The organism is Microbulbifer sp. HZ11 (assembly GCF_000708675.1).
GTDB lineage: Bacteria > Pseudomonadota > Gammaproteobacteria > Pseudomonadales > Cellvibrionaceae > Microbulbifer.
Map to the genome: position 1 here is coordinate 326,630 of NZ_JELR01000005.1, position 23,168 is coordinate 349,797.

General features: G+C 55.3%; 19 protein-coding genes. 13 read left to right on the plus strand and 6 right to left on the minus strand.

What is annotated here, in order from left to right:
• Positions 1-12: 12 nt before the first annotated feature.
• The 3 genes from pdsR to AU11_RS18390 form a co-directional block, all read right to left on the minus strand.
• A complete protein-coding gene (gene pdsR, locus AU11_RS17155; protein ID WP_043320849.1) occupies positions 13-705 on the minus strand; it encodes a proteobacterial dedicated sortase system response regulator in 693 nt (230 codons plus the stop codon).
• Positions 706-971: 266 nt separating this feature from the next.
• The gene (locus AU11_RS17160; RefSeq protein ID WP_043320850.1) at positions 972-1,682 is read right to left on the minus strand and encodes an OmpA family protein; all 711 of its coding nucleotides are present in this window, start codon (positions 1,680-1,682) and stop codon (positions 972-974) included.
• A gap of 198 nt (positions 1,683-1,880) precedes the next feature.
• Positions 1,881-2,021 carry a hypothetical protein gene (locus AU11_RS18390; RefSeq protein ID WP_156035427.1) on the minus strand — a complete coding sequence of 47 codons (141 nt, stop codon included), beginning with the start codon at positions 2,019-2,021 and terminating at the stop codon, positions 1,881-1,883.
• Positions 2,022-2,217: 196 nt separating this feature from the next.
• Here AU11_RS18390 and murJ point away from each other — a divergent pair, with 196 nt between their 5' ends.
• The 6 genes from murJ to ispH all read left to right on the plus strand — a co-directional run bounded on the left by murJ (position 2,218) and on the right by ispH (position 10,139).
• Complete coding sequence (gene murJ, locus AU11_RS17165; RefSeq protein ID WP_051687408.1) at positions 2,218-3,864, plus strand: murein biosynthesis integral membrane protein MurJ; 1,647 nt, start codon at positions 2,218-2,220, stop codon at positions 3,862-3,864.
• Between the two features lie 85 nt (positions 3,865-3,949).
• The gene (gene ribF, locus AU11_RS17170; RefSeq protein WP_043320852.1) at positions 3,950-4,927 is read left to right on the plus strand and encodes a bifunctional riboflavin kinase/FAD synthetase; all 978 of its coding nucleotides are present in this window, start codon (positions 3,950-3,952) and stop codon (positions 4,925-4,927) included.
• A gap of 440 nt (positions 4,928-5,367) precedes the next feature.
• A complete protein-coding gene (gene ileS, locus AU11_RS17175) occupies positions 5,368-8,172 on the plus strand; it encodes an isoleucine--tRNA ligase (RefSeq protein WP_043320853.1) in 2,805 nt (934 codons plus the stop codon).
• Positions 8,165-8,683, plus strand: coding sequence for a signal peptidase II (gene lspA, locus AU11_RS17180; RefSeq protein ID WP_043320855.1), 519 nt, complete (start codon positions 8,165-8,167; stop codon positions 8,681-8,683). Before ileS ends, lspA begins: the two co-directional genes overlap by 8 nt.
• 17 nt (positions 8,684-8,700) lie before the next feature.
• Complete coding sequence (locus tag AU11_RS17185) at positions 8,701-9,141, plus strand: peptidylprolyl isomerase (protein WP_043320856.1); 441 nt, start codon at positions 8,701-8,703, stop codon at positions 9,139-9,141.
• Between the two features lie 62 nt (positions 9,142-9,203).
• Positions 9,204-10,139, plus strand: a complete 936-nt coding sequence (ispH, locus tag AU11_RS17190) for a 4-hydroxy-3-methylbut-2-enyl diphosphate reductase (protein ID WP_043320858.1) — start codon at positions 9,204-9,206, stop codon at positions 10,137-10,139.
• A gap of 16 nt (positions 10,140-10,155) precedes the next feature.
• On the opposite strand, the gene AU11_RS17195 is transcribed toward ispH, so the two are convergent.
• A complete protein-coding gene (locus tag AU11_RS17195) occupies positions 10,156-10,668 on the minus strand; it encodes a GspH/FimT family protein (protein WP_051687409.1) in 513 nt (170 codons plus the stop codon).
• A 313-nt stretch (positions 10,669-10,981) separates the two neighbouring features.
• Between AU11_RS17195 and AU11_RS17915 the strand changes: the two genes are divergently transcribed.
• The 6 genes from AU11_RS17915 to AU11_RS17225 are packed head-to-tail and all read left to right on the plus strand — an operon-like array spanning position 10,982 to position 18,245.
• Positions 10,982-11,533 (plus strand): GspH/FimT family pseudopilin, encoded by a 552-nt coding sequence (locus AU11_RS17915; protein ID WP_197023893.1) that lies wholly within the window; start codon positions 10,982-10,984, stop codon positions 11,531-11,533.
• Positions 11,534-11,548: 15 nt separating this feature from the next.
• Complete coding sequence (gene pilV / locus AU11_RS17205; protein ID WP_043320859.1) at positions 11,549-11,989, plus strand: type IV pilus modification protein PilV; 441 nt, start codon at positions 11,549-11,551, stop codon at positions 11,987-11,989.
• A gap of 25 nt (positions 11,990-12,014) precedes the next feature.
• Positions 12,015-13,058: a PilW family protein gene (locus AU11_RS17210; RefSeq protein ID WP_043320861.1), complete on the plus strand. Its 1,044-nt coding sequence runs from the start codon at positions 12,015-12,017 to the stop codon at positions 13,056-13,058.
• Between the two features lie 26 nt (positions 13,059-13,084).
• A complete protein-coding gene (locus tag AU11_RS17215) occupies positions 13,085-13,627 on the plus strand; it encodes a PilX N-terminal domain-containing pilus assembly protein (protein ID WP_051687411.1) in 543 nt (180 codons plus the stop codon).
• A gap of 25 nt (positions 13,628-13,652) precedes the next feature.
• Positions 13,653-17,804, plus strand: coding sequence for a pilus assembly protein (locus AU11_RS17220; protein WP_197023894.1), 4,152 nt, complete (start codon positions 13,653-13,655; stop codon positions 17,802-17,804).
• A 24-nt stretch (positions 17,805-17,828) separates the two neighbouring features.
• A complete protein-coding gene (locus tag AU11_RS17225; RefSeq protein WP_051687412.1) occupies positions 17,829-18,245 on the plus strand; it encodes a type IV pilin protein in 417 nt (138 codons plus the stop codon).
• Between the two features lie 43 nt (positions 18,246-18,288).
• On the opposite strand, the gene AU11_RS17230 is transcribed toward AU11_RS17225, so the two are convergent.
• Together AU11_RS17230 and AU11_RS17235 are read right to left on the minus strand one after the other, a co-directional pair.
• On the minus strand, positions 18,289-19,701 hold the full coding sequence (locus tag AU11_RS17230; protein WP_043320866.1) for a sigma-54 dependent transcriptional regulator: 1,413 nt from the start codon (positions 19,699-19,701) through the stop codon (positions 18,289-18,291).
• A gap of 40 nt (positions 19,702-19,741) precedes the next feature.
• The gene (locus AU11_RS17235; RefSeq protein ID WP_081848223.1) at positions 19,742-21,394 is read right to left on the minus strand and encodes a PAS domain-containing sensor histidine kinase; all 1,653 of its coding nucleotides are present in this window, start codon (positions 21,392-21,394) and stop codon (positions 19,742-19,744) included.
• Between the two features lie 114 nt (positions 21,395-21,508).
• On the opposite strand from AU11_RS17235, the gene AU11_RS17240 reads away from it, so the two are divergent.
• Positions 21,509-23,137 (plus strand): NAD+ synthase, encoded by a 1,629-nt coding sequence (locus AU11_RS17240; protein ID WP_043320868.1) that lies wholly within the window; start codon positions 21,509-21,511, stop codon positions 23,135-23,137.
• Positions 23,138-23,168: the final 31 nt, after the last annotated feature.

Consider the following 23,168-nt stretch of genomic DNA (forward strand, 5'->3'; position numbering starts at 1 on the left):
ACTCATGACTTTTTATAGCTGCCAGCGATAGCCCATACCATAGGCGGTGCCTATGGCATCAAAGCTACTGTCGATGGTCTGGAATTTGCGGCGGATACGCTTTACGTGGGAGGTGATGGTGTTGTCGTCCAGCACTACCCGCGCGGCTTCCATCAGCTGGCTGCGGGATTTGACGTGGCCGGGCCGCTTGGCCAGGGCGTGCACAATCCAGAATTCCGTGACCGTGAGATCAACCGGCTCACCTTTCCAGTGGCAATGCAGTCGCGAGACGTCCAGTTCCAGGTCGCCTTGGGTAATGATTTCCTCATCGCCACCTTTCGACTGCATCACGCTCACCCGTCGCAGCAGGGCGCTGATGCGGGCCTGCATATGGGGGAGGGAAATATCTTTAGTGAGGTAGTCATCGGCCCCCAGGCGTAATCCCGAGATGATATCGAGCTCCGAGTCCCGTGCGGTCAGAAACAGAATGGGAAGTGTTGGCGCCATGGCGCGCAGCTCACGGCACAGCTCGAATCCGCCCTCGATCTCGGCGCCCAACCCTACATCAATGACTGCCAGATCCGGCAGGCGTTGCTGGAATGCGGCGAGTGCGTCGGGGCGCGTATGGTACAGGTTGACCTGATAGCCGCTGCGGCGCAGGGCGTCGCGGTAGTTTTCCGCGATGGCGACTTCATCTTCGACAATGGCGATGGTGGGACTGCTCATGGACGTGTTCTTATGATTTCGGGCGAAAAAGCGGATAGTTGATGTTCGATGCGGAAAAGCATGCCCGAAGTGGGGGAGGCAGGCAAAATTAACTGGCCGTGGGCCAACCGGCCCCCAGCGCAAAAAGGCGCGCAGCCTGAGGCATGGCGCGCAAGGTTACGGCTTACAGGGTCGCACTAGAGGTGCTCGGTGTAACTCGCCCGCTGGTTGCGGGCGCAGTGCACCGGTCGCCGCTGTATCAGAACGGAGACCGGTGTGGGTGGGGCTTAGAAGGAGCCGGCGACTGTTGCCGGCATACCGAAGTGGATGTCCACCCGGCGCTCCAGGGCATAGGCGTCCAGATCACCTTTACTGGCTTTGGATTGGCTGGCGCCAAGGGCGCGGCGTTCTATGCGCTCGGGAGCCACGCCGTAGGCTTCCAGGGTACGCTGCACACTCAGGGCCCGTTGATCGGAGAGTACATTGTTGTAACCGTCACTGCCGCGAGGGTCGGAGTGCCCTTCCAGGTGCACCTGCAGCTGTGGGTGTCGGTTCAGGAAGTCGGCCATGGCGGCAACCTGCTGCTCTTGAGCCTCCTGCAATTCGTCGTCGCCGGTTGTGAACAGCATCTGGAACTCCAGGCTTTCCAGAGCCAGTTCCTGCGCGTCGTTGGCGGACAGTCGCGCCGCATCCAGCTGCTGTGCGAGGTTACCCAGTTCGGTACGGCTTTCGGTGAGTTGAGTTGCGAGCATGTCTGCCTCTTCTGCTTGCTTGATCTGTTCGCCCAGCCAGGCCCCACCGAGGGCGCCGGCGATAAATCCGACCGGGCCTCCCACGGCGGCGCCCGCAACTGCGGCGCCGGTAAATACTGTGGCCTGCTTGGCCGGAGTCAGGGCAGAGCCCTGTAATTCTTTCTCGGTGTCAGTAGCGGCCTCGGCGGAAGCAATAGCATTCAGGGTCAGAGTGCTTACGGTTACTGCCATCAACAACGTTTTCATGATCGTGTTCCTTGCGATTGGATAGAAATGACTGCTCTTTGTTTCCGACCGGGTGTGTTTCCCGCTTCGGTTGAGTGTCATTTAAATCCCGCAAGGAGGCACTGGCGTGGCGCCTCTGGGGCAAATTCCGCAGCAATTATGGCGAAATGTGGCAATGGCCCCCGTGACTCAGTTCAGCCTCTTGGAGTAAGGCGTGCCTCAGTGCCCGCGACGCCGGTAGCGCGGATCCCGTGGTCGATCGATTCGAACCCGAACCCGCTGGGGGCGGGGGCCGATGGCGACCGCGGCGTACAAAAGTACTGCCAGGATCAGTGCGATTATCAACGCGTTGATGGTCATTCCGTCTCTCCTCTATTGCCACTACTCCCTGTAGCGCGCCAACTGCTTAACCTGAGTATAGTTCCCTCTCGCGCCAAGCGTAGGGCCCCTTTTGGCACGCTGGAAGATTTGCTGCTCCAGACCAGATGGCCGAGAAAGTGGATTGCGGTAGACTTGCCGGCCATTATGTAGCGATCACAAAGCAGGAATCAGGGAAGTGGCAGGATCTTCGCCAAATCAGACGCCTAATCCGCAGTCGGATTCTTCCGAGCAGGCACCACAGGCCCAAAAAGATAGTCCGCAAAGGGGGCTGTTGCGGGGAACCTCGGTGGTGGGCGGTGCCACTTTATTGTCGCGGGTAATGGGGTTGGCACGGGATATCGTTTTTGCCCGTCTCACCGGTGCCAGTGACGCCGCGGACGCCTTTTTCGTGGCGTTCAAGATTCCCAACTTCTTCCGTCGCCTGTTTGCCGAAGGGGCTTTTTCCCAGGCTTTTGTGCCGGTGCTTGCAGAGTATCGGCAGAAAGGCGGGCTCGCGGCGGTGCGGGAGTTGAATGACCGCGTCGCCGGTGCCCTGGGCGGTACCTTGTTACTGGTGACCTTGTTCGGAGTGCTTTGCGCGCCCTTGGTGACCGGAATCTTTGCGTTTGGCTGGTGGTGGGGGGGGAGTGAGCCGGCAAAGTTTGCCCTGGCCACCGACATGCTGCGGATTACCTTTCCCTATCTGATGTTGATCTCGCTCACCGGCTTTGCCGGGGCCATGCTCAACAGCTTCGACCGCTTCGCGATCCCCGCGCTGACGCCTGTGCTGCTCAACCTGGTTCTCATCGGCGCGGCCACCATCGCTGCCGGCTGGTTTGAGCCGCAGGTAATGGCGCTGGCCTGGGGGGTGCTGGCTGCTGGGGTCGTACAGTTACTCTTTCAGATACCGTTTTTGATGCAGCAGGGGCTGCTGCCAAGGCCCAAGTGGGACTGGCAGTATCCCGGGGTGCGTAAAATCCTGCGCTTGATGGCACCTGCCATATTTGGCGTATCTGTAACCCAGATCAGTCTGGTGCTGGACACGGTGCTGGCGTCTTTCCTGCCCACCGGGTCTGTGACCTGGCTTTACTTCTCGGACCGCTTGGTCGAGCTGCCCCTGGGCGTTTTCGGGGTGGCCGTCGCAACGGTGATTCTCCCCAACCTGTCGCGCCAGCACGCCGGCGGTGATCCACAAAAGTTTCGCCACACCATTGACTGGGCATTGCGCAGCGTCACTCTGATAGCGCTACCTGCCGCGGTGGCGCTGTTTGTGCTGGCCGAACCGTTGCTTACCGTACTGTTCCAATATGGAAATATGACCCCGAGAGATATGGATATGGCGGCTTGGTCACTGCGTGCCTACACCTTCGGGCTGCTTTCGTTCATGCTGATCAAGGTGTTGGCGCCGGGTTACTTTGCCCGCCAGGACACGGCCACGCCGGTCAAGTTTGGCCTGGTCGCCATCGCCTCGAAGATGGTGCTGAGCTTTTTGCTGGTGATACCGCTCAATTACTACTTTCAGCTCGGTCATATGGGACTTGCCGCGGCGACCGCGGGTCAGGCGGCAATTAATGCATTCCTGCTCTACCGCGGACTGCGCCAGGGCGGTGTGTATGCGCCGGAGGCGGGCTGGCGTGGATTCCTGGCGCGGTTGGTACTGGCTAATCTGGCTATGGCGGGGGTATTGCTGGGTATTCTTCACTACTGGCCGGATTGGCATCTGTGGGTTTGGTGGGAGCGCGCCTGGCGGATGGCTGCCCTAGTTGCGGCGGGTGCTGCGACTTATGGGCTGATTCTGGTGGCGAGCGGCCTGCGGCTGCGACATTTTCGCGCGACTTCCTGAGTTGCGACGGTGCCCAGACGCCATGGAAATCCGGTATACTGCGCCGCTTGATTTTGCAAGGGTGACGAAGGGTGGTGGAGGCGCTGTGACCGAGCAACGGGAGCTGATACGCGGGCTGCATAACCTGCGACCGCGACATCGGGGCTGTGTGGCCACCATCGGTTCATTTGACGGTGTACACCTGGGGCACCAGGCCATCGTCACTCAGCTGCGCGCACGTGCCACGGAACGCAGGTTACCCTCGGTCGCGATCGTCTTTGAGCCCCAGCCTCACGAGTATTTCTCCGGTGAAAAAGCGCCAGCCAGGCTCATGCGCTTCAAGGAGAAGGTACTGGCGTTGTTTGATGCAGGTGTAGATCGAGTGCTGTGCCTGCAGTTTAACGAGCGCCTGCGCAATCTCAGCGCTGAGGCGTTTGTCCAGCAGGTTCTGGTGGAAGGCCTTGATGTGCGCCATCTTGTGGTAGGGGACGACTTCCGTTTCGGCTGTGATCGCAGCGGCGACTACGCGCTGTTGCAGAAGGCGGGCGCGGAATCGGGTTTTAGTGTGGAAGACACCGCTACCCTGGAAGTCGCCGGTGAGCGGGTAAGCAGTACGCGCATCCGTGAAGCGCTGCAAAACGCAGATTTTGAGCTGGCCGAGCAGCTGCTGGGTAAGCCCTACCGGATCACCGGCCTGGTCGCCCGCGGCCGCGCCCTCGGGCGGCAACTGGGTGCGCCTACGGCCAATGTTCGGCTGCATCGCTACCGTTCGCCGCTGGTGGGGGTGTATACCGTCACCGCCAAGCGCACAAACGGCAGCCCCATGAGCGGCAGCTGCATGGAAGTGGCCGGAGTTGCCAATGTGGGTTTCCGCCCGACGGTAGAGGGCGAGGGTGCCAAGCCATTGCTGGAAGTGCATCTGTTTGATTTCAGTGGCGACCTGTACGGCCGTGAAATTGCCGTCACTTTCTGCCACAAGTTGCGCGATGAAGAAAAGTTTGAGTCGCTGGATATTCTCAAACAGAAAATCGCTGACGACATCGAAAACGCAAAAGCATGGTTTGCGAATCGCAAAACACGCTGAACACAATTCAAAACCCCTTCGCATGGTTCGTAGTATTGATGCGTGATGCGAAGGTAAGGTGCCGGGGACGAGTTTTCAGGAACGTCGCGAACAGGAAGTTTGCGCCGCAGCGCCCAGGGATGGGTTCACAGCGGTCCTGAAAACTCGTCCCCGGTGCCTTGCCGCCACCGAGCGAGTTTAACGGAGCCCCGGAGGTACCATCGGAGCTCTGTTTCCCTCGAGTGGCGCCGGAGCACTGGCTATCAGGTTTCAAAATCGCTGCGAGTACATCCATGTACGCTCCGTCGGTGACATCCTTGTCACCGACGGTTTTGAAACCTGATCCCCAGCACTCCAGCTTAAGTTTTAAGCCCAGTACTTCGTAAGTGTGATTCGCGAGCGAGGTATGTGGAGGCGTTAGAAGTGAATTACTCCCGAGCTACAACCGAAGTAGATAGCCAATGACCGACTACAAAGCGACCCTGAATCTTCCTCAAACCGACTTCCCCATGCGCGGCAACCTGCCCAATCGGGAACCGGAGATTCTGAAAAAATGGCAGGAAGGAAAGCTTTACGAAAAAATTCGTGAGGCTCGCGCGGGTCGTGAACAATTTATTCTGCACGATGGTCCTCCCTACGCCAACGGGGATATCCATATCGGTCACTCGGTCAACAAGATCCTCAAAGACATCATCGTCAAATCGAAAACCCTCAGCGGCTTCGATGCCCCTTACGTGCCCGGCTGGGACTGTCACGGCCTGCCCATCGAACACAAAGTGGAGCAGAAAGTTGGCAAGGCCGGCGTCAAGGTGGACCACAAAACCTTCCGCCAGAAGTGTCGCGAATACGCTGCCAAACAGGTGGAGGGTCAGAAGAAAGACTTTATCCGTCTGGGCGTGTTCGGCGAATGGGACAACCCCTACCGCACCATGGACTTCCAGTTCGAAGCGGACATCATCCGCGCCCTCGGCGGCGTGGTGAAAAATGGTCACCTGTCTCGCGGCTTCAAGCCGGTTTACTGGAGCGTGGTGGGCGGCTCCGCGCTGGCGGAAGCGGAAGTGGAGTACCAGGACAAGACTTCCTTTTCCATCTATGTGAAATACCCGGCTACCGCTGAGACCGCGCTGGCGATCGCCGATGCGGCAGGCGGTCACGCGGGCGACGGTAAGCTGTCGGTGGTGATCTGGACCACTACTCCCTGGACCCTGCCGTCCTCCCAGGCGGTTTCTGTCAATGCGGACCTGGAGTACGTTGTGGTGCAGGTGGGCGAAGAGCGTCTATTGGTCGCCGCAGCGTTGAAAGATGCGGTGTTAGAAGCGGCTGGGTTAAGCGGCGACGTCGTCGGTCGTATCCAAGGCGCTGCGCTGGAGCACCTGAAGGTTAATCACCCATTCTACGACAAGCAGCTGCCGATTATCCTCGGCGACCACGTTACCACCGACGCCGGTACCGGCTGTGTACACACCGCGCCGGACCACGGCCCCGATGACTTCAACGTGGGCAAGCGCTACGGCATCGAGACCCTGAACTATGTCGATGACAACGGTCTGTTTCGGGATAACGTACCGGTATTCGCCGGCGAGCACGTGTACAAGGTGGACGGCAAAATTGTCGAGCTGCTAAAAGAAAAAGACGTGCTGCTGCATGAAGACAAACTGGTGCACAGCTACCCGCACTGCTGGCGTACCAAAACGCCGCTGATCTACCGCGCCACGCCCCAGTGGTTTGTGAGCATGCAGCAGAACGATCTGCTGGAACACGCGCAAAAGGCCGCGGACGAAGTGCAGTGGATCCCAGGTTGGGGCAAGGCCCGTATCGATTCCATGCTGGATGCCAGCCCGGACTGGTGTATCTCCCGTCAGCGCACCTGGGGTGTGCCCATCGCACTGTTCGTCCACAAAGAGACTCAGGAAATCCACCCGGATACCCCGGCGCTAATGGAAAAGGTCGCACAGAAAGTCGAGCAGGGCGGCATGGATGTCTGGTTTGAACTGGACGCCAAAGAGCTGCTGGGCGATGATGCGGACAACTACCAGAAAGTCACCGATACCCTCGACGTGTGGTTTGATTCCGGTGTGACCCACCACGCGGTGCTGAAACGTCGCGAGGGTCTGCGCTTCCCTGCGGACCTGTACCTGGAAGGCTCCGACCAGCATCGCGGCTGGTTCCAGTCCTCTCTGAAAACCTCCATCGCCATCAACGACTGCGCGCCCTACAAGCAGGTCCTGACCCACGGTTTTACCGTGGACGCCCAGGGGCGCAAGATGTCCAAATCCATCGGTAACACCGTGGCGCCCCAGGACGTGATCAATAAACTGGGCGCGGATGTGTTGCGCTTATGGGTATCCGCCACCGATTTCAGTGGTGAGATGGCGGTATCCGACGAGATCCTGAAGCGCACCGCGGATTCCTACCGTCGCCTGCGCAACACGGCGCGTTTCTTCCTGTCCAACCTGGCCGGTTTCGATCCCGCCAAAGACCTGTTGCCGGTAGACGAACTGCTGGCGCTGGACCGCTGGGCCATCGAGCAGGCGGCCAAACTGCAGGAAGAAATTGTTGCGGCCTACGATCGCTACCAGTTCCACCAGATCTATCAGAAACTGCACAACTTCTGTGTGGTGGAAATGGGTGGTTTCTACCTGGATATCATCAAGGACCGCCAGTACACCACCCAGGCGGACAGCGTTGCGCGTCGCTCCGCGCAGACTGCGCTCTATCACATTGTGCACGCTTTCGTACGCTGGGTTGCACCGATCCTCAGCTTCACCGCCGAAGAGTTATGGCAATTCGTGCCGGGTAGGAAAGAAGATAGCGTACTGTTGGCCGAGTGGCACGAGTTCCCGGCCCTGCCGCAAAACGCGGAAATGGACAGTGAATTCTGGGATGCCATCTCTGATGTGAAAACCGCGGTAAATAAAGTGCTGGAAGAGCAGCGCGGCGCCGGCAATATTGGCGGCTCTCTGCAAGCGTCCGTCACCCTGTTTGCCGACCCCGGGTTGCAGCAAAAACTGGATGCGCTGAAGGACGAGCTACGTTTCGTACTGATCTGCTCTTCCACTTCCGTGCAGCCGCTGTCCGATGCCGCCGGCGCAGAGGAAACCGAACTGCCTGGGCTGCGCGTTGCGGTGCACAAAGTAGACGCACCCAAGTGCGGCCGCTGCTGGCATTACCGTGAAGACGTGGGCAGCAACAGCGAGCATCCGGAACTATGTGGTCGCTGTGTGGAAAACGTCAGTGGTGATGGCGAGGTGCGTCATTATGCTTAAGGTGCTGTCGACTCCCTGGCGCTGGTACCTGTTGGCGCTGGTGGTGATCATTATCGATATCGCCACCAAGGTGTGGGCGGTAGAGCGCTTTATGTACGGGCCTGCGATGCAGATCATTCCCGGCCTGTTGCAGTTTACCTACGCGGAAAACTACGGTGCCGCGTTCAGTTTTCTCGCGGATGCGGGTGGCTGGCAACGCTGGTTTTTTGGGGCTGTGGCGCTGATTTTCAGTGCGGTGGTCATTGTGTGGATCACGCGCCTGCCGTTGGCCAGGCGCTGGGAACCGACAGCGTTGGCACTGATTCTCGGCGGCGCCCTCGGCAACCTGTGGGATCGAATGCTGCTGGGTTATGTGCGTGATTTTATTTCCGTCTATTACGGCGACTGGCATTTTCCCGTATTTAATGTGGCGGATATGACCATCTCCGTCGGCGCTGCGATGCTTGTGATTGAACTGCTGTTCTTTAAAGACAAGAGCGAAGAGCCGGGCAAAAGCAGCGCAGAAGTGTAAAAAATTAGAGAAGTTCCATGAGCAATAATGTAATCGGTGAGCACAGTCGGGTAACTCTGCACTTCGCCCTTAAGCTGGACGATGGCTCCGAGATCGACTCCAACTTTGAAGGGGATCCGGCCACCTTTATCGTCGGCGATGGCAACCTGCTGCCGGGATTCGAACAGTCCCTATTCGGCCTTAAGGCCGGTGACGAGGCGGAAATTGAAATTCCCCCGGAGGCGGGTTTTGGCCAGCGCAATCCCTCCAATATCCAGAAAGTGAAAAAAGGACATTTTTCGCCGGATATGGAACTGGAAGAAGGGTTGGTTGTGTCTTTCGATAACGGCGATGGCGAGCTTCCCGGCGTTATCCGGAATATCGGCGAAGACGATGTGGAGGTGGACTTTAATCATCCTCTCGCCGGGCAGACCGTATTTTTCCACGTAAAAATTCTCGAAGTGGCCTCGGTCAACTAACTGGCAGGGCTTACATGTAGGGTGGATAAGCGCAGCGCATCCACCGAAACCCGGAAACCGTTATGCAAATTCGTCTCGCCAATCCCCGTGGCTTCTGCGCCGGTGTCGACCGCGCGATCGATATCGTCAATCGCGCCCTCGATGTATTCGGTGCACCTATCTACGTGCGTCACGAAGTGGTCCACAACAAGTTCGTGGTGGACACGCTGCGCGAGCGCGGTGCGGTGTTTGTGGATGAACTGGATGAAGTGCCGGATGATGTCATTGTCATCTTCAGTGCCCACGGCGTGTCCAAGGCAGTGCAGCAGGAAGCCAGCAACCGCGGTCTGAAAGTCTTCGATGCTACCTGTCCCCTGGTGACCAAGGTGCATATGGAGGTAAGCAAATTCAGCAGCGATGGCAGTGAGTGCATTCTCATTGGCCATGAAGGCCACCCAGAAGTGGAAGGCACCATGGGCCAGTACGATACCAGCAATGGTGGCGCCATCTATCTGGTGGAAGATGAGCAGGATGTTGCTGAGCTGGAAGTTAAAGATCCGGACAACCTGACCTTTGTCACTCAGACGACGCTGTCTGTGGATGATACCTCGCGAGTGATCGACGCCCTGCGCGCAAAGTTTCCCAATATTCGCGGACCGCGCAAAGACGATATCTGCTACGCCACTCAGAATCGTCAGGATGCGGTAAAACAGTTGGCGCTAGAGTGCGACCTAGTACTCGTTGTCGGAAGCCCCAACAGCTCCAATTCCAACCGCCTGCGTGAGCTGGCGGAGCGCTGTGGCAGCGAGTCATACCTGATAGATGGGTCGGATTGCATTAATGCGAGCTGGCTTGAGGGTAAGAAGACCGTTGGAATCACTGCCGGCGCCTCAGCGCCGGAAGTGTTGGTAGAACAGGTCATTCAGAAGCTGCGGGAGCTGGGTGCGGAAGCGCCGAATGAAGTGCAGGGCACCCCGGAGAATATCAGCTTCAGTTTGCCGAAAGAGTTGCGAATTTAGCTCACCATTTCGCGATTTAGCAGTCTGTATCATCGAGGGTTTCCACTCGGACCCGTCCGCCACGGGACAAGATAAGCCGGTAACCCTTTCCACCCGTTGCGGGGCAGACTGTTAGCGTACCGGCTTGAAATCCACCTCCGCTTGCCGTGCCGGCATAGCGACTCTCCCCTGATCCTGTAAATGAGACATAGTTGGTAAGTGGGCCATTGGCAGTGACTGTCACGCCGGTCAGTGCGCCGCCGATGGTGATCTGTTCTTCACCGGTATCCCGCACACCGTCGAAGTCCTGATCGTAAAATACCTCCCATCCGCTCTGCCAGTCACCGAGTCTTCGCAAGGTGGCACGGCGATTGGTGGCTACCGCTTTACTTCGTGTAAGTTGAATTGCTTGCAGTAGTGTATCGGCAGCACTTCGGGTGCGGCTGGATTCTATTTGCTGCTGGAAGCTGGGGATAGCGATGGCGAGTAAAATCGCGAGAATACTAAGTGTGATCAATAGCTCAATTAAAGTGAGACCGCGCGCGTTCACAATTCCTCCTTGAATTGCTCTGGTTGGAGTCGGGGGCCATCCTGGCCGCCGTTTGCTCCTCAAGTATTGCCGTTTATCGGGTGTCGCTCTGGGTGTCTACTCCGGCGTGATAGGGTGCTCAAAAAATTAACATCGCGCCATCTTTGTATCCATGGCAAGCAGTTCGCTTTTAGTCAATAAGATAGAATCTGCGCCAGTATTCGAGGTGCATACGTACCAGTTTCTGATCTTTGTCGGAATAGTGTCCGTGGCGACTAAAAAATAAACACTTCACCTATTGATGATCACACAGGTATTGGGGAGTTCGAGCACAATGGGATTTAGACAGCGGGGATTGACCCTGATTGAGTTGATGATCACCTTGGCGGTTCTGGCCGTTATCGTTGCGATCGCCGTACCGAATTTCAACACCATGATCCAAAACAACCGCTCACTCTCTCTCGGAGAAGAGTTGGCCAGCGCGCTTAACTATGCCCGTAGTGAGGCGGTAAAGCGTAGCACCAGGGTAACTCTATGCGGAAGCACTGATGGAAGTGCTTGTAATGGGGCGTGGACAGATAACTGGATAGTGGTGCTGGATACCGCTGCAACTGATGATGCAGCGGCTCCAGTAGTGGCCAATGCGAACGCGGTGCTGCGATTCTGGGAGGCGCCAGACAACAATGCATCGCTCACCGCCAGTCAGGGAGGGGCGACACCGACCTTTGTGCGTTTTACTCGTAAGGGGACACTTGGGCGCTCGGCGAATGGTGCGGTAACCCTGAACGCCAGCTTCAGTGGTTGCAGCAGCAATAGTGCGCGGCAGGTTACCGTCGGGCCCGCAGGTATGTTGAATATGACCCGTAGCAGCAGCGGCTGCTCTTGAGTAGGAAAATCCCGAATGAAGCAATATAGATTGAATCCTCAACAGGGTGCTGGCTTGATCGAGGTGCTGGTCACGGTGTTGATTCTCGGAACTTCATTGCTCGCCCTTGCCGCTTTGCAGAGTAAGTCCCTGCAGTACAACCACAGTGCATACCTTCGCTCCCAGGCCAATATTCTTGCCTACGATATTCTCGACCGTGTGCGAATCAATCGCGCGAACGTCGCCAACTACTCCCTCGGGGTGGACGACGCCAAGCCCACTGGGTCGACTCTGGCACAAACGGATATGAACGAATGGCTTACCAATATTGAAACCATGCTACCCGGAGCGGATGGTGGTATTGAGTGTGTTGCGGCAACCAGTTTCTGTACCGTGACGATTCAGTGGGCCGAACAAAACAGTTCCGGCGATGCCAGCGAAGACGAAAGTGAATTTGTTTACACCACCCGGCTGTGAGGACGAGAGAGTGATATTGAGAAAAATGCACAGTCAGAAAGGTATCTCTTTGGTCGAATTGATGATCTCCATCACCATCGGCCTGATTTTGATGACCGGCGTTGTCCAGCTATTCCTGTCCAGTCGTACGACGTTTTCTACTCAGCAGGCTCTGGCACGGGTGCAGGAAAGTGGGCGTCTGGCGATGGAGTTTCTTGCGGAGGATATTCGCATGGCCGGCTATATGGGGTGTATGAGCCGGAATATGAATTTTACCAATACGCTGAAACAGGCCTCTGACCTTGAATACAACTTTGAGGTCGGTATCGAGGGGGCCGATAACTATAGTGCGGCAGTGACCGGATATCCGGCGAATATCGTTGCCGGAACCGACGTTCTGGTGGTGCGGGGTGCAAATGGCAATGGTGTCGACGTCACCCAGAACAATAATGGGGCGCAGCTGTTTGTTGAAAATACCGGTGTTACCGCCAGTTGTCCTAGCGGACTGGATAGTTTCAGCGGCTTGTGTGAGGAGGATATCCTGGTGGTCTCCGATTGCTCCAAAGCGCGCGTTTTTCAGGCAACCAACCTGCAGTCGACCAATGGTGGTCTGGAAGTGAACATCGCTCACTCCAATGCCAATGTCACACCTGGCAACGCAGTATCTTCCTGGGGAGGGAGCAGTAACCCGGACGAAAACTTCGGCACAGACTCCGAAATTATCAAGATGAATACCACCGTTTACTATATCCGCAACAGCGACGTTAGTGGTCAGCCGGGATTGTGGCAGCAGATCAATGGCGGTACGCCAATCGAATTGCTCGAAGGCGTGGAGGATATGCAGTTGACCTACGGAGAGGATACGGATGGTGATGGTGTACCAGATAGTTACAGTACAGCCACCGCAGTAGCAGACTGGGAAGAAGTATCCGGCGTGCGTGTTCAGCTTCTCATACAGAGCACCGAAGACAACCTGTTGCAGGAAGAGCAGCCATATACCTTCAACGGTGTGGTCAATAGCGCACCAGGTGATCGTCGCCTGCGTCAGGTATTTATCAATACCATCGGTATTCGCAGCCGCCTGCCCTGATAGAAAACTGGAGCACTGGGATAGACATGAACAACAGCTTATCCAACTTTAAATCCATTCAAGGGCAACAGGGTATGACCCTGATCGTTGGCCTCATAATGGTGCTGCTGATGACCCTGGTCGGTATGGCTGCAATTCGCGGTAGCGGTATGCAGGAACTGATGGCGGGTAATATGCGTGATCGCAACTTGGCATTTCAATCTGCCGAAGCTGGTTTGCGGGAGGGTGAGTCCGTACTGACGGGGGCTACCATCCCGGCGTTTGATGGGACTAGCGTGGGGCTGGTGCAGGCGATCGATGGTTCAACCAGTACCGGGTTCTGGGATACCTACGGCTGGGATGCGGGGTCAATTCGGACAAATCTGGGAGTGAAAATGGTCGCCAGTCAGCCGCAATATGTCATCGAAGAAGTGACCACTACGGCAACCATAAATGCGGCGGATGGCAGTGCGATTGATTTTGCCAGCTCGCTCAAGACGGAAGACACCGTATTCTATCGGGTAACCAGTCGCGCCGAAGGTGGTACTGCAGACGCGGTGGTAATTCTCCAGTCTACTTATAAACGCTAACGCCGCAAAAATTTAGGAAATGAATATGTTGCTACAGAAAATAAAAGCAAAACTCTGCCTGAATGCTGGAGTGGCGTTACTGGCGCTGGGGTTCACTCATGCGGTGCAATCGCTCGAACTAGCGCAGTCACCACTGTTTCTCGCCCAGCCCGTCAAGCCGATCGTAATGCTCAATATGTCGAACGATCATCAGCTTTATTTTAAAGCCTACGATGATTATACCGACCTGGATAAGGACGGGGTGGCAGACACCACTTACATGAATGACTACGAGTACTATGGCTATTTTGACAGTAATAAGTGCTACAACTATGAGTCCGGCAGGTTTGTCCCCAAGGCCGTTACCGCTAATTATTATTGTGACTCTGTCGACGGGCAGTGGAGTGGTAATTTCCTCAACTGGGCAACCATGACGCGAATGGATGCCGTTCGCAAAATTTTGTACGGAGGTTACCGCTCTACAGATAGCAGTGGCTCTACCGTGCTGGAGCGTGCGTACTTGCCGCACGATGCCCATTCGTTTGCCAAGTACTACAACGGGGCAGATATCAACAAACTAACCCCGAAAGGATTTAGCGGCGGAGTTGCCTCTAAAACATCAGGTATTACATTCTGTAATACAACGCCTAGATCTAAATCAAGCTCGAATTTCTCACAAGGTAATACTGACGCACCCGAAATACGAGTTGTGCAGGGCAATTATTCTCTCTGGGCCAGTAATGAGCGCTGGCAGTGCCGTTGGGATGAGAGTGTATCCGGCAATAATGGAAAGAATGGAAATTCGGAAACAATCAGTGGTATCCCGGCATACTCCTCTAGCCCCTCCAAAAGCAAGGGGAGCACCTATTTTGCCCGAGTGGAAGTGTGTAAGGCAGGTTTGCTAGAGGATAACTGTCGCTCGTATCCAGATGGTAATAGTAAGCCATCTGGGCTTTTGCAAAAATATGGTGAGAGGGGCGAGATTCTGTTTGGTTTGATGACGGGCTCTTACAGTAAGAACAAGTCGGGCGGTGTCTTGCGAAAGAATGTCGGAAACCTGTCCGATGAAATTAACGTGGAATCTGATGGCACGTTCAAAAGTGTGACTGGAATCGTGGGTGCTATCGATAAGCTACGAATTTATGGCTATCGGTACGCAGGTGGCGGTGGTAATGACGGCACATACCGAGGGGGTGGCGGTGCCGATGACTGCGATTGGGGTCAGGATAGTTTCAATAATGGGCAATGTAGTAACTGGGGTAATCCCCAGTCTGAGATCTTCCTAGAGTCATTGCATTACCTTGCAGGGAAAAATGCGCAGAATAACGTATCTGGCGATGACAAAATTAGTGGCCTCAAGTCAGAAGCATGGGAGTCACCCATAGGTAGTAAAAATTACTGCGCGGCTACCAGTGTCATCCAGTTTAATGCCTCAACGAGCTCGTACGATGGCGAAACCTCTAATCAGTTAGGCATTGATATTGATGCAATGACTAACGAAGTTGGGTCCTTGGAAAACCTCTATGGAAAGGACTACTTTGTCGGAACCCATGGGAATGATAAAGATCAGCTTTGTACTGCGAAAACGGTAACTGCACTTTCCGATGTCACCGGGACTTGTCCTGATGCGCCGCGCCTGGAGGGTACCTACAACATCGCGGGTATGGCCTACTATGCTAGGAAGAATGATCTGCTTCCTAATTTGCAGGGAACTCAAAATGTCACTACTTACGGTGTTGCGCTAGCCCCAGCTGTTCCGAAAGTTGATATTCCCGTTCCTGGTGTGGCCGGTAAAACGGTCACCATTCTTCCTGCCTGTCGAAACCATAATAACAATGGTGATAAAACCAATTGTGCGATTGTAGATTTTAAAATCGTAAGTCAATCTACTGATGGGTCTAGTGGCAAATTGTACGTCAACTGGGAGGATAGTGAGCAGGGTGGTGACTTCGACCAAGATATGTGGGGGGTTATCGATTACGCAGTGGTGGGGAATCAGATTGCCATTACAACTGATGTTGTAGCAGAGTCCACTTCCACAAATTTCAAAATGGGTTTCGGCTATATTATTAGTGGTACGACCAACGATGGCTTTCATGCGCATTCTGGTATCAATGGATTTAATAGCTACGGTTGTAATAATTGCAAAGTCAGTGATTCAGCGACAAAAGCTACGTATTCAATTGGCTCATCAACCGCGAGCGCACTGGAGTCTCCACTTTATTATGCCGCCAAGTGGGGTGGCTACAGTGATAATGAGGACGGCACGGCTCCTAGTAGCGTGGAGATCGCAGCATCTGAACCGGAAACCTATTTTTATGCTATCGATCCTTCCGAGCTTGAAGAAAGTTTGAGTCGGGCACTTGAAAAAGTTGCGGCTAGTGCTGGTTCGGCTTCGTCTGTTGCAACGAATTCGACTCGTTTAGGGACGGACACGGTCATTTACCAGGCTCTATTCAATAGTGCCGATTGGAGTGGTGAGCTGAAAGCTCTCAACCTGAATAGCGATGGCAGCGTTGGGGCTGTCAAATGGCAATCCGATGACTCCAAGTTTGCCAGCGCGGCGGCGCGGGATATCTATACCCATAATGGTAGCGACGGAGCGGTGTTTACCTGGGGCGTTTCTCCTGGAGATGGTGGTATTAGTGACGCACAGAAGGCTGCTCTGATAGGTAGTGATTCAGCTGTAGAAGGTATGGAACGGCTCGCTTGGGCCCGCGGTGCCGATGTCGCTGGTTACAGGGATAGAACCGTGTTATTAGGGGATATTGTTAACTCAAGTCCGGTATTTGCAGGTCGGAAGAAGCATAATTTCCATCTGCTATCGGATGCGCTGGGTGGTCATCAGTACGAAAGCTACTACACCAACTATAAGCAAAACCGTCGTGAAGTACTTTATGTAAGTGCGAACGATGGGATGTTGCACGCGTTTGATGCTTCCACTGGGCAAGAGTTATTTGCTTATGTGCCTGCGGGTGTTTATGACCAGCTACGTAAGCTTTCCTCTCCAGACTACGGTACTACAAATAACCCGCATGAATTTAATGTGGATGGTCCTCTGTTTGTTGGGGACGCCTATGTAAACGGTAGCTGGAAAAATATCTTGGTTGGCACCCTCGGGGCTGGTGGACGAGGGTTGTTTGCCTTGGATATCACCAATCCGGATGGATTTGATGAGAATGATGTGCTGTTCGACTTTACCGATGAAACTTTGTATTCCGGAGATTGGGAGAAACTCGGAAATATCACTAGTGAGCCGATAATCGCCCCAACCAACGACGGTTGGCGTGTGTTTTTCGGGAATGGCTATAACTCCGAAGAGGAGAAGGCCCATTTGTTTGCTATAAGCCTTGACGATCCTACTGGCGATACCGTTGTGATTGATACGGGAAATTCAGGGGGCAACGGACTGGCCGGGCCATCGCTGCTGCCAAATGGTGCGGGTGAAATTGTTGCGGCCTATGCTGGTGATCTTCTCGGTAATATGTGGGCGTTTGACTTATCAGGGAACAAGTGGGGGCTCGCCTATAAAAACGATCCGCTGTTTACCGCTGTAGACCCCAATGGTGCGGTACAGCCGATAACCGCAGCGCCAACGTTGGGCCTCAATGCCAAAATGAATAATGCGGTGATGGTGTACTTTGGTACCGGAAGTTACCTCTCCAGTGGAGACAATGACGCTGGGTCCACCATCAACAGCTTCTACGCTATTGCCGACACCGGGGCTGAAGTGACCGGTCGGGATCAGCTGTTTGCCAAAACAATCTCTGTAGAAACAGAAGGGCGTCGCGAAGTAGATGGCAACGCGGCCACCGACTGGTGGGCAGATAAAAAAGGCTGGTATCTCGACTTCACTTCCGGCGGGGGCGTGACAGGGGAGCGTATTATCAGCAAGCCGTTACTGATTTATGATCGACTACTGTTCCCTACTATGATCACGTCGTCAGACCCCTGCTCTTTCGGGGGTAGTGGTTGGTTGATGGAGCTGGTCGCCGTGGGGGACCGGTTTGAGGGGCACACCATCTTCGGGGAAGATGGTATCGAGGTAGACTACGCGGTAGTCAGTTACTCAGAAGTGATTCGCTCCGGTGAAAAAGCCTATCTGCCAACCAGTAATATCAAGGGCGAACTTGAAGTGACGGAAGGTCAGTTTCCCTCCGAAGCGGTAGGCCGGATGTCTTGGCGCCAGCTGCGTTAATCAGTTATAGAAGAGATAGTGATAATGAAAAAACACAAGGGTTTTACTCTGATCGAGCTGATGATCGTGGTTGCGATCATCGGCATAATCGCGGGAATTGCCTATCCGTCCTATATGGAGTCGGTTCGCAAAAGTAACCGCGCGGATGCTAAGGCAACATTGAATGATGTGGCGCAACGGTTACAGCGCTGCTTTACCACTTATAACGCCTATAACCATGCAAGTTGTGGTGTTGCGACTACCCTGGACGGGGGGAGCATCAGCTCGGGGGAGGGGTTGTATAGTATTTCCGCGACTTCACTGACAGCGACGGCCTTTACGCTGACCGCTGCGCCGGTGGTGGGGAAGTCTCAGGCTGCCGACTCCAAGTGCGGTAGTCTTACGCTCACTAATACCGGGATTCGCAATGCCAGTGGGTCCTACGGGGCGGACTGCTGGTAATATACATTCCGTATTTTTCGAATAAACCCGGTTTTTGCCGGGTTTATTCGTTTTCGAGCCCTAATTTTTTCAACCGGTATCTCAGTGAGCGGAAACTGATTCCCAGTTTTTCGGCCGCTGCGGTTTTGTTCCAGCGGGTTTCATTGAGTGCGGATTCAATCGCATCGCGCTCAATCGTCTGCAGGAAATCATCAAGCGTATCGCAATCCGCTGTATCAAACTGCCCGGGGTAAATAGGCTGCAACGGTGCTGCGGCCGATGTCGCTGATAATTCAAAGTGTTCAGAAATTTCCTCCGGTTCCGGCACGGGCGGCTCTGCCGTCAGGTCTAGGTCGCCGGCTCGAATGGTATTGGATTCACAGCGTGCGAGCGCCTTCTCCAAGACATTCTCCAGTTGCCGGAGATTTCCCGGGAACGAATATTCCTGTAGGGCCGCAATGGCGTCCTGGCCTGCTCGAGGTGGGTTTCCCGGTGAATTTTCGGTAAGTCGGCGCAACAGGTAGCGGGCCAATAAGGGAATGTCTTCTGCCCGGTCCCTGAGGGGGGGAGCAGTCAGCTCGACCACATTGATGCGGAAATACAGGTCGCTGCGAAATTCCCCTCGGCGCGTTTCATTGGCCAGATTTTTCTGGCTGCTGCTAATCAGGCGGATATTGAGTGACTGCGATGCTTCACCTCCGACCGGTTGGAATCGCTTCTCTTCGATAACCTGTAGGAGCTTCACCTGAATTTCTTTGGGAAGTGCAGTAACTTCGTCGAGAAACAGCGTGCCCCCATTGGCAGACTGTAGAAGACCTTGCACATTTTTTCCGATGGAGGCATCCCCGAATAGCAGCTGTTCAAAAAATTCAGTGGGGATGCTGGAGCAGTGAACAGGAATAAATGGTTCTTTTGCTCTCGGCCCCAGCTCGTGAATACAGCGTGCGGCCAGCTCTTTACCTGCGCCTGGCTCACCTCGCAGATGCACCGGGGCATCGCTGCGTGCTGCTTTACTGAGGGCGTCGCGAAGGGTCTGGATCGCGGGAGATTGCCCTTGAAGCAGCGGGGGAAACTCCTGCTTTTGCAGTATGCGGTCTTCACCCAGTCTCAGTGCCAATTGGACAAGAGATCGCAAACGTTCCAGGTTTAGCGGTTTGCTGACAAAGTCGAAGGCACCTAGTTTCAGTGCTGCAATTGCGGTATCCATATTGCCGTGTGCGGTGATCACCGCGACCGGAAATGCCTGGTCGAAGGGACGGTCGTGAATTGCTTCCACAAGCTCAAGCCCATCCCCATCGGGAAGTCGCATATCGGTCAGGCAGAAGTCGTACTGCTTTTCCTGCAAGCGACGGCGAGCTTCGGTCACTGACATGGCGACATCCGTACGGATGTTCATGCGCTGCAGTGTCATGGAGATCAGTTCACAAATATCTGGTTCGTCGTCCACAACCAGAGCGATGGCTTGACGGTCGGTCATATTTCTTCAGCGTTATTATCGATCGACAATGAGGAGGTTATTAAAAAATCTGTTCTGCATTTGCGAACTCAATGCGAAAGCAGCTGCGCGATTGCTGGTCCCGACAGTAATAAAGGTTCGCTCGAGTAGATTCGCATAATTCTTTGGCAATATACAGACCCAGTCCAGCACCGGTGGCTTCAGTTGTGAAAAATGGCTCAAAGATTCTGTCTTTGTGGTCATCGTCCACACCGGGGCCGATATCCACAAAATCCAGCTGCGCGCGTTCGCGCCCCGGGTGCAAGCGGACAATCAGTTCTGCATAGTAGTGGCCAGTTGCGCTGTGGGAGTGTCGCACCGCGTTGTTACACAAATTTGTGGCGACCTGTGCCATTTGGTTTGGGTCGAATCGCGCATAAATCGGTGTTTCCGGGCAGCGTACGGTGATTCTGTACTGGGTGCTTGACTCCCTTTGGTAGTCAGTGAGAAACAGCCTGACCCACTGGCAAAGATCGACGCGTTGCGTTTTGGGGGGTTGGCGCCGAGACAGCTGCATTACGTTTTCAATGATCTGATTTACCCGCTGGCTGTGTCGGCCGATGATTTCTGTCAGCTTTCTGTCGTCGTCGGAGATGGATGTAGATTCACCCAGCAGTTCTGCGGCATGGCTGATTGCGCTAAGAGGGTTGCGTACTTCATGAGCAATAGACCCAGTCAGTCGACCGAGTGATGCGAGCTTCAATTGCTGAGCCTGTTGAGTCAGTTTGCGATGGTCCTCGAGAAAAACCAGGCTGCTGTCACTCACTTCGTTTCCCAGCGCGGTCACACTCGCGCGTATTTCGCTGTGGCCGCCTCCGTGAAGAATACCGCTCGATGCTTCCGGCTGTTGTTTTATTTCTCCCAGGCTTCGCAGCAACCCCTCACTGAGCTTGCCGTCATCAAGTTGTTGTTGCCCCAGCAGTTGCTGAGCGGCACGGTTGATCAGCTCCGCTTCACCGCGGCCATTCAATACCATTACCCCGGTGCGCATCTGCGCCACAATTTGCTGGGTCAGGCGTTGCAATCTTATCGCCTGACGGCGCTCCTTCTCGGCTTTTTCATTTGCCAGGCGAATATGTGCGGACAGGTATTGAAGTGCAGTGACACAGGTGAACAGCAGGATTCCGAGACTGCCGGCAGACACAATATCCTGAGTATCTGCCTGCCCGTACAGAATGCCGATCAATTGTTGGGCAATGACTGCAATACTGGTTATTGCGGCGAGGAAAGCACCCATGCGACGGTCGAGAAGCAGAGAACCCACTGCGCAGGTGGTTAACAGTAGATAGCCGACGCCCGAGTCGAGACCACCACTTGCCTGGATCAGTAGAAGAAAAACGACGATATCGCAGCCCAGAATACTGCCAATGCGTAGCGGTGTGGTGCGAAAGCCACTGGGGTAGAGGAATATCAGCCAGGCGACATTAAGTACCGCATAGGTGATGGCGGTATTCAGGTACAGTGCGGGAAGCAGGGTACCCACCGCGCCGCGGCTAAGGCCTGAGGCAAATAACCCCAGTAGAACCAGCCCAATGACAACCCGATACCAGGCATAAATCTTCAGCAGGTCGCGCTGGCGCAGGTTCCATTGCGGGCCTCCCAATGCCCGCGGGGCGACTGAGGTAGTGGAGTTCGGATTTGTTGTGTGAGGTGCGGAGAGTGGCTGGCTGCTCACTTTTTATTCTCATCGTGTGCAAAGTTTCGGGGCCAGGGCCCCCGGAGCCCTGCAGATATTGTGTGCGCAGGCTGCGCGGCTACAATAGCCGCCTTAGTTTAACGGGGTAACAAGATGTCTACTTTGCAGCTAGTCCTGGCGCAAATCAATCTGCTAGTGGGGGATATTCCTGGCAATGCCGACCAGGTGGTCGAGGTCGCCCGCCGTGCGCACCGCGAACACGGCGCGGATCTGGTGCTGTTTCCGGAGCTGACATTGTGTGGATATCCACCGGAAGATCTCTTGTTACGGCCCAGCATGCAGAAGCGTATCGACGATGCCTTGGATAAGTTACTGAGTGCCGAGCTTCCCTGTGCGGTATTGATCGGCTATCCCCGCTTGGTGGCCGGTGCCGTGCTGAATATGGCTGGGCTGATCCAGGGGGGCGCGCTGGTTGCCGAATACGCCAAGCAGAAGTTGCCCAATTACCAGGTTTTCGACGAGTTACGCTACTTCGTTCCCGGCGACCAGCCCTGTGTGGTCGATATCAAGGGGGTGCCTACTGCAATCACCATCTGCGAGGATATCTGGCACCCGGAACCGGTAGCGCAGGCCGAGCGCGCCGGGGCAAAGTTGATGCTCAATATCAATGCCTCCCCGTATCATCGCGGCAAGGCGGCGGAGCGCCTGGCGCTACTGGGAAGGCAGGCTCAGGCGGGCAAAATGCCGATCGTCTACGTCAATTCCGTGGGCGGGCAGGACGAGCTGGTGTTTGATGGTGGATCCTTCGCGGTGGATAAGGACGGTAGCCTGCGCGGCCGTGCGCCGGAGTTTGTTGAGAGTCTGCTGCCGATTACCGTACAGGCCCATGGCAATGATGTGAGTCTCGTTCAGGGCAATGACGCCGAGCCGCTGGAAGATCTCGCTTCCGTCTATCAGGCCCTGGTACTCGGTGTGCGGGACTATGTAAACAAGAACGGATTCAAAGGCGTGGTTCTGGGGCTGTCTGGGGGTATTGATTCCGCTCTCACCCTGGCGATTGCGGTCGACGCCCTTGGCCCCGACCGAGTGGAAGCGGTGATGATGCCATTCCGTTACACCTCGGACTTATCCAGGAACGATGCCGCGGACCAGGCCCGGCGTCTCGGCATTCACTACCGGGTGATTGGTATCGAGGGAATCTTCGATGCGGCAATGGGGGCGCTCGCCAAAGAGTTTGAGGGCAGTGAACGGGACACTACCGAGGAAAACCTGCAGGCCCGAGCCCGCGGTATGCTGCTGATGGCCATTTCCAACAAGAAGGGCTACATGGTTCTGACCACCGGTAACAAGAGCGAGATGGCCGTGGGGTACGCCACCCTCTATGGCGATATGGTCGGTGGCTACAACGCTCTGAAGGATGTGCCCAAGATTCTGGTATACGCGTTGTCCCGCTACCGCAACACGGTATCCGAAGTGATCCCGGAAACGGTGATCACCCGAGAGCCCAGCGCAGAATTGGCCCCGGATCAGGTGGATTCCGACAGCCTGCCGCCCTACGAGATCCTTGATGAGATTCTGCGACTGTATATCGATCTTGACCACAGCGCCGCGGCAATCATTGCCAAGGGCTTTGACGAGGCGACAGTAATGCGCGTGGTGCGGCTTGTGGACCGCAACGAGTACAAGCGCCGCCAGGCGGCGGTTGGGGTGCGTATTTCGGAACGGGGGTTCGGTCGCGACCGCCGCTATCCAATTACCAATGGTTGGAAGGCAGGGGATTAACGCCCATTCGTAGGAGCCTGCTTGTTAGTGC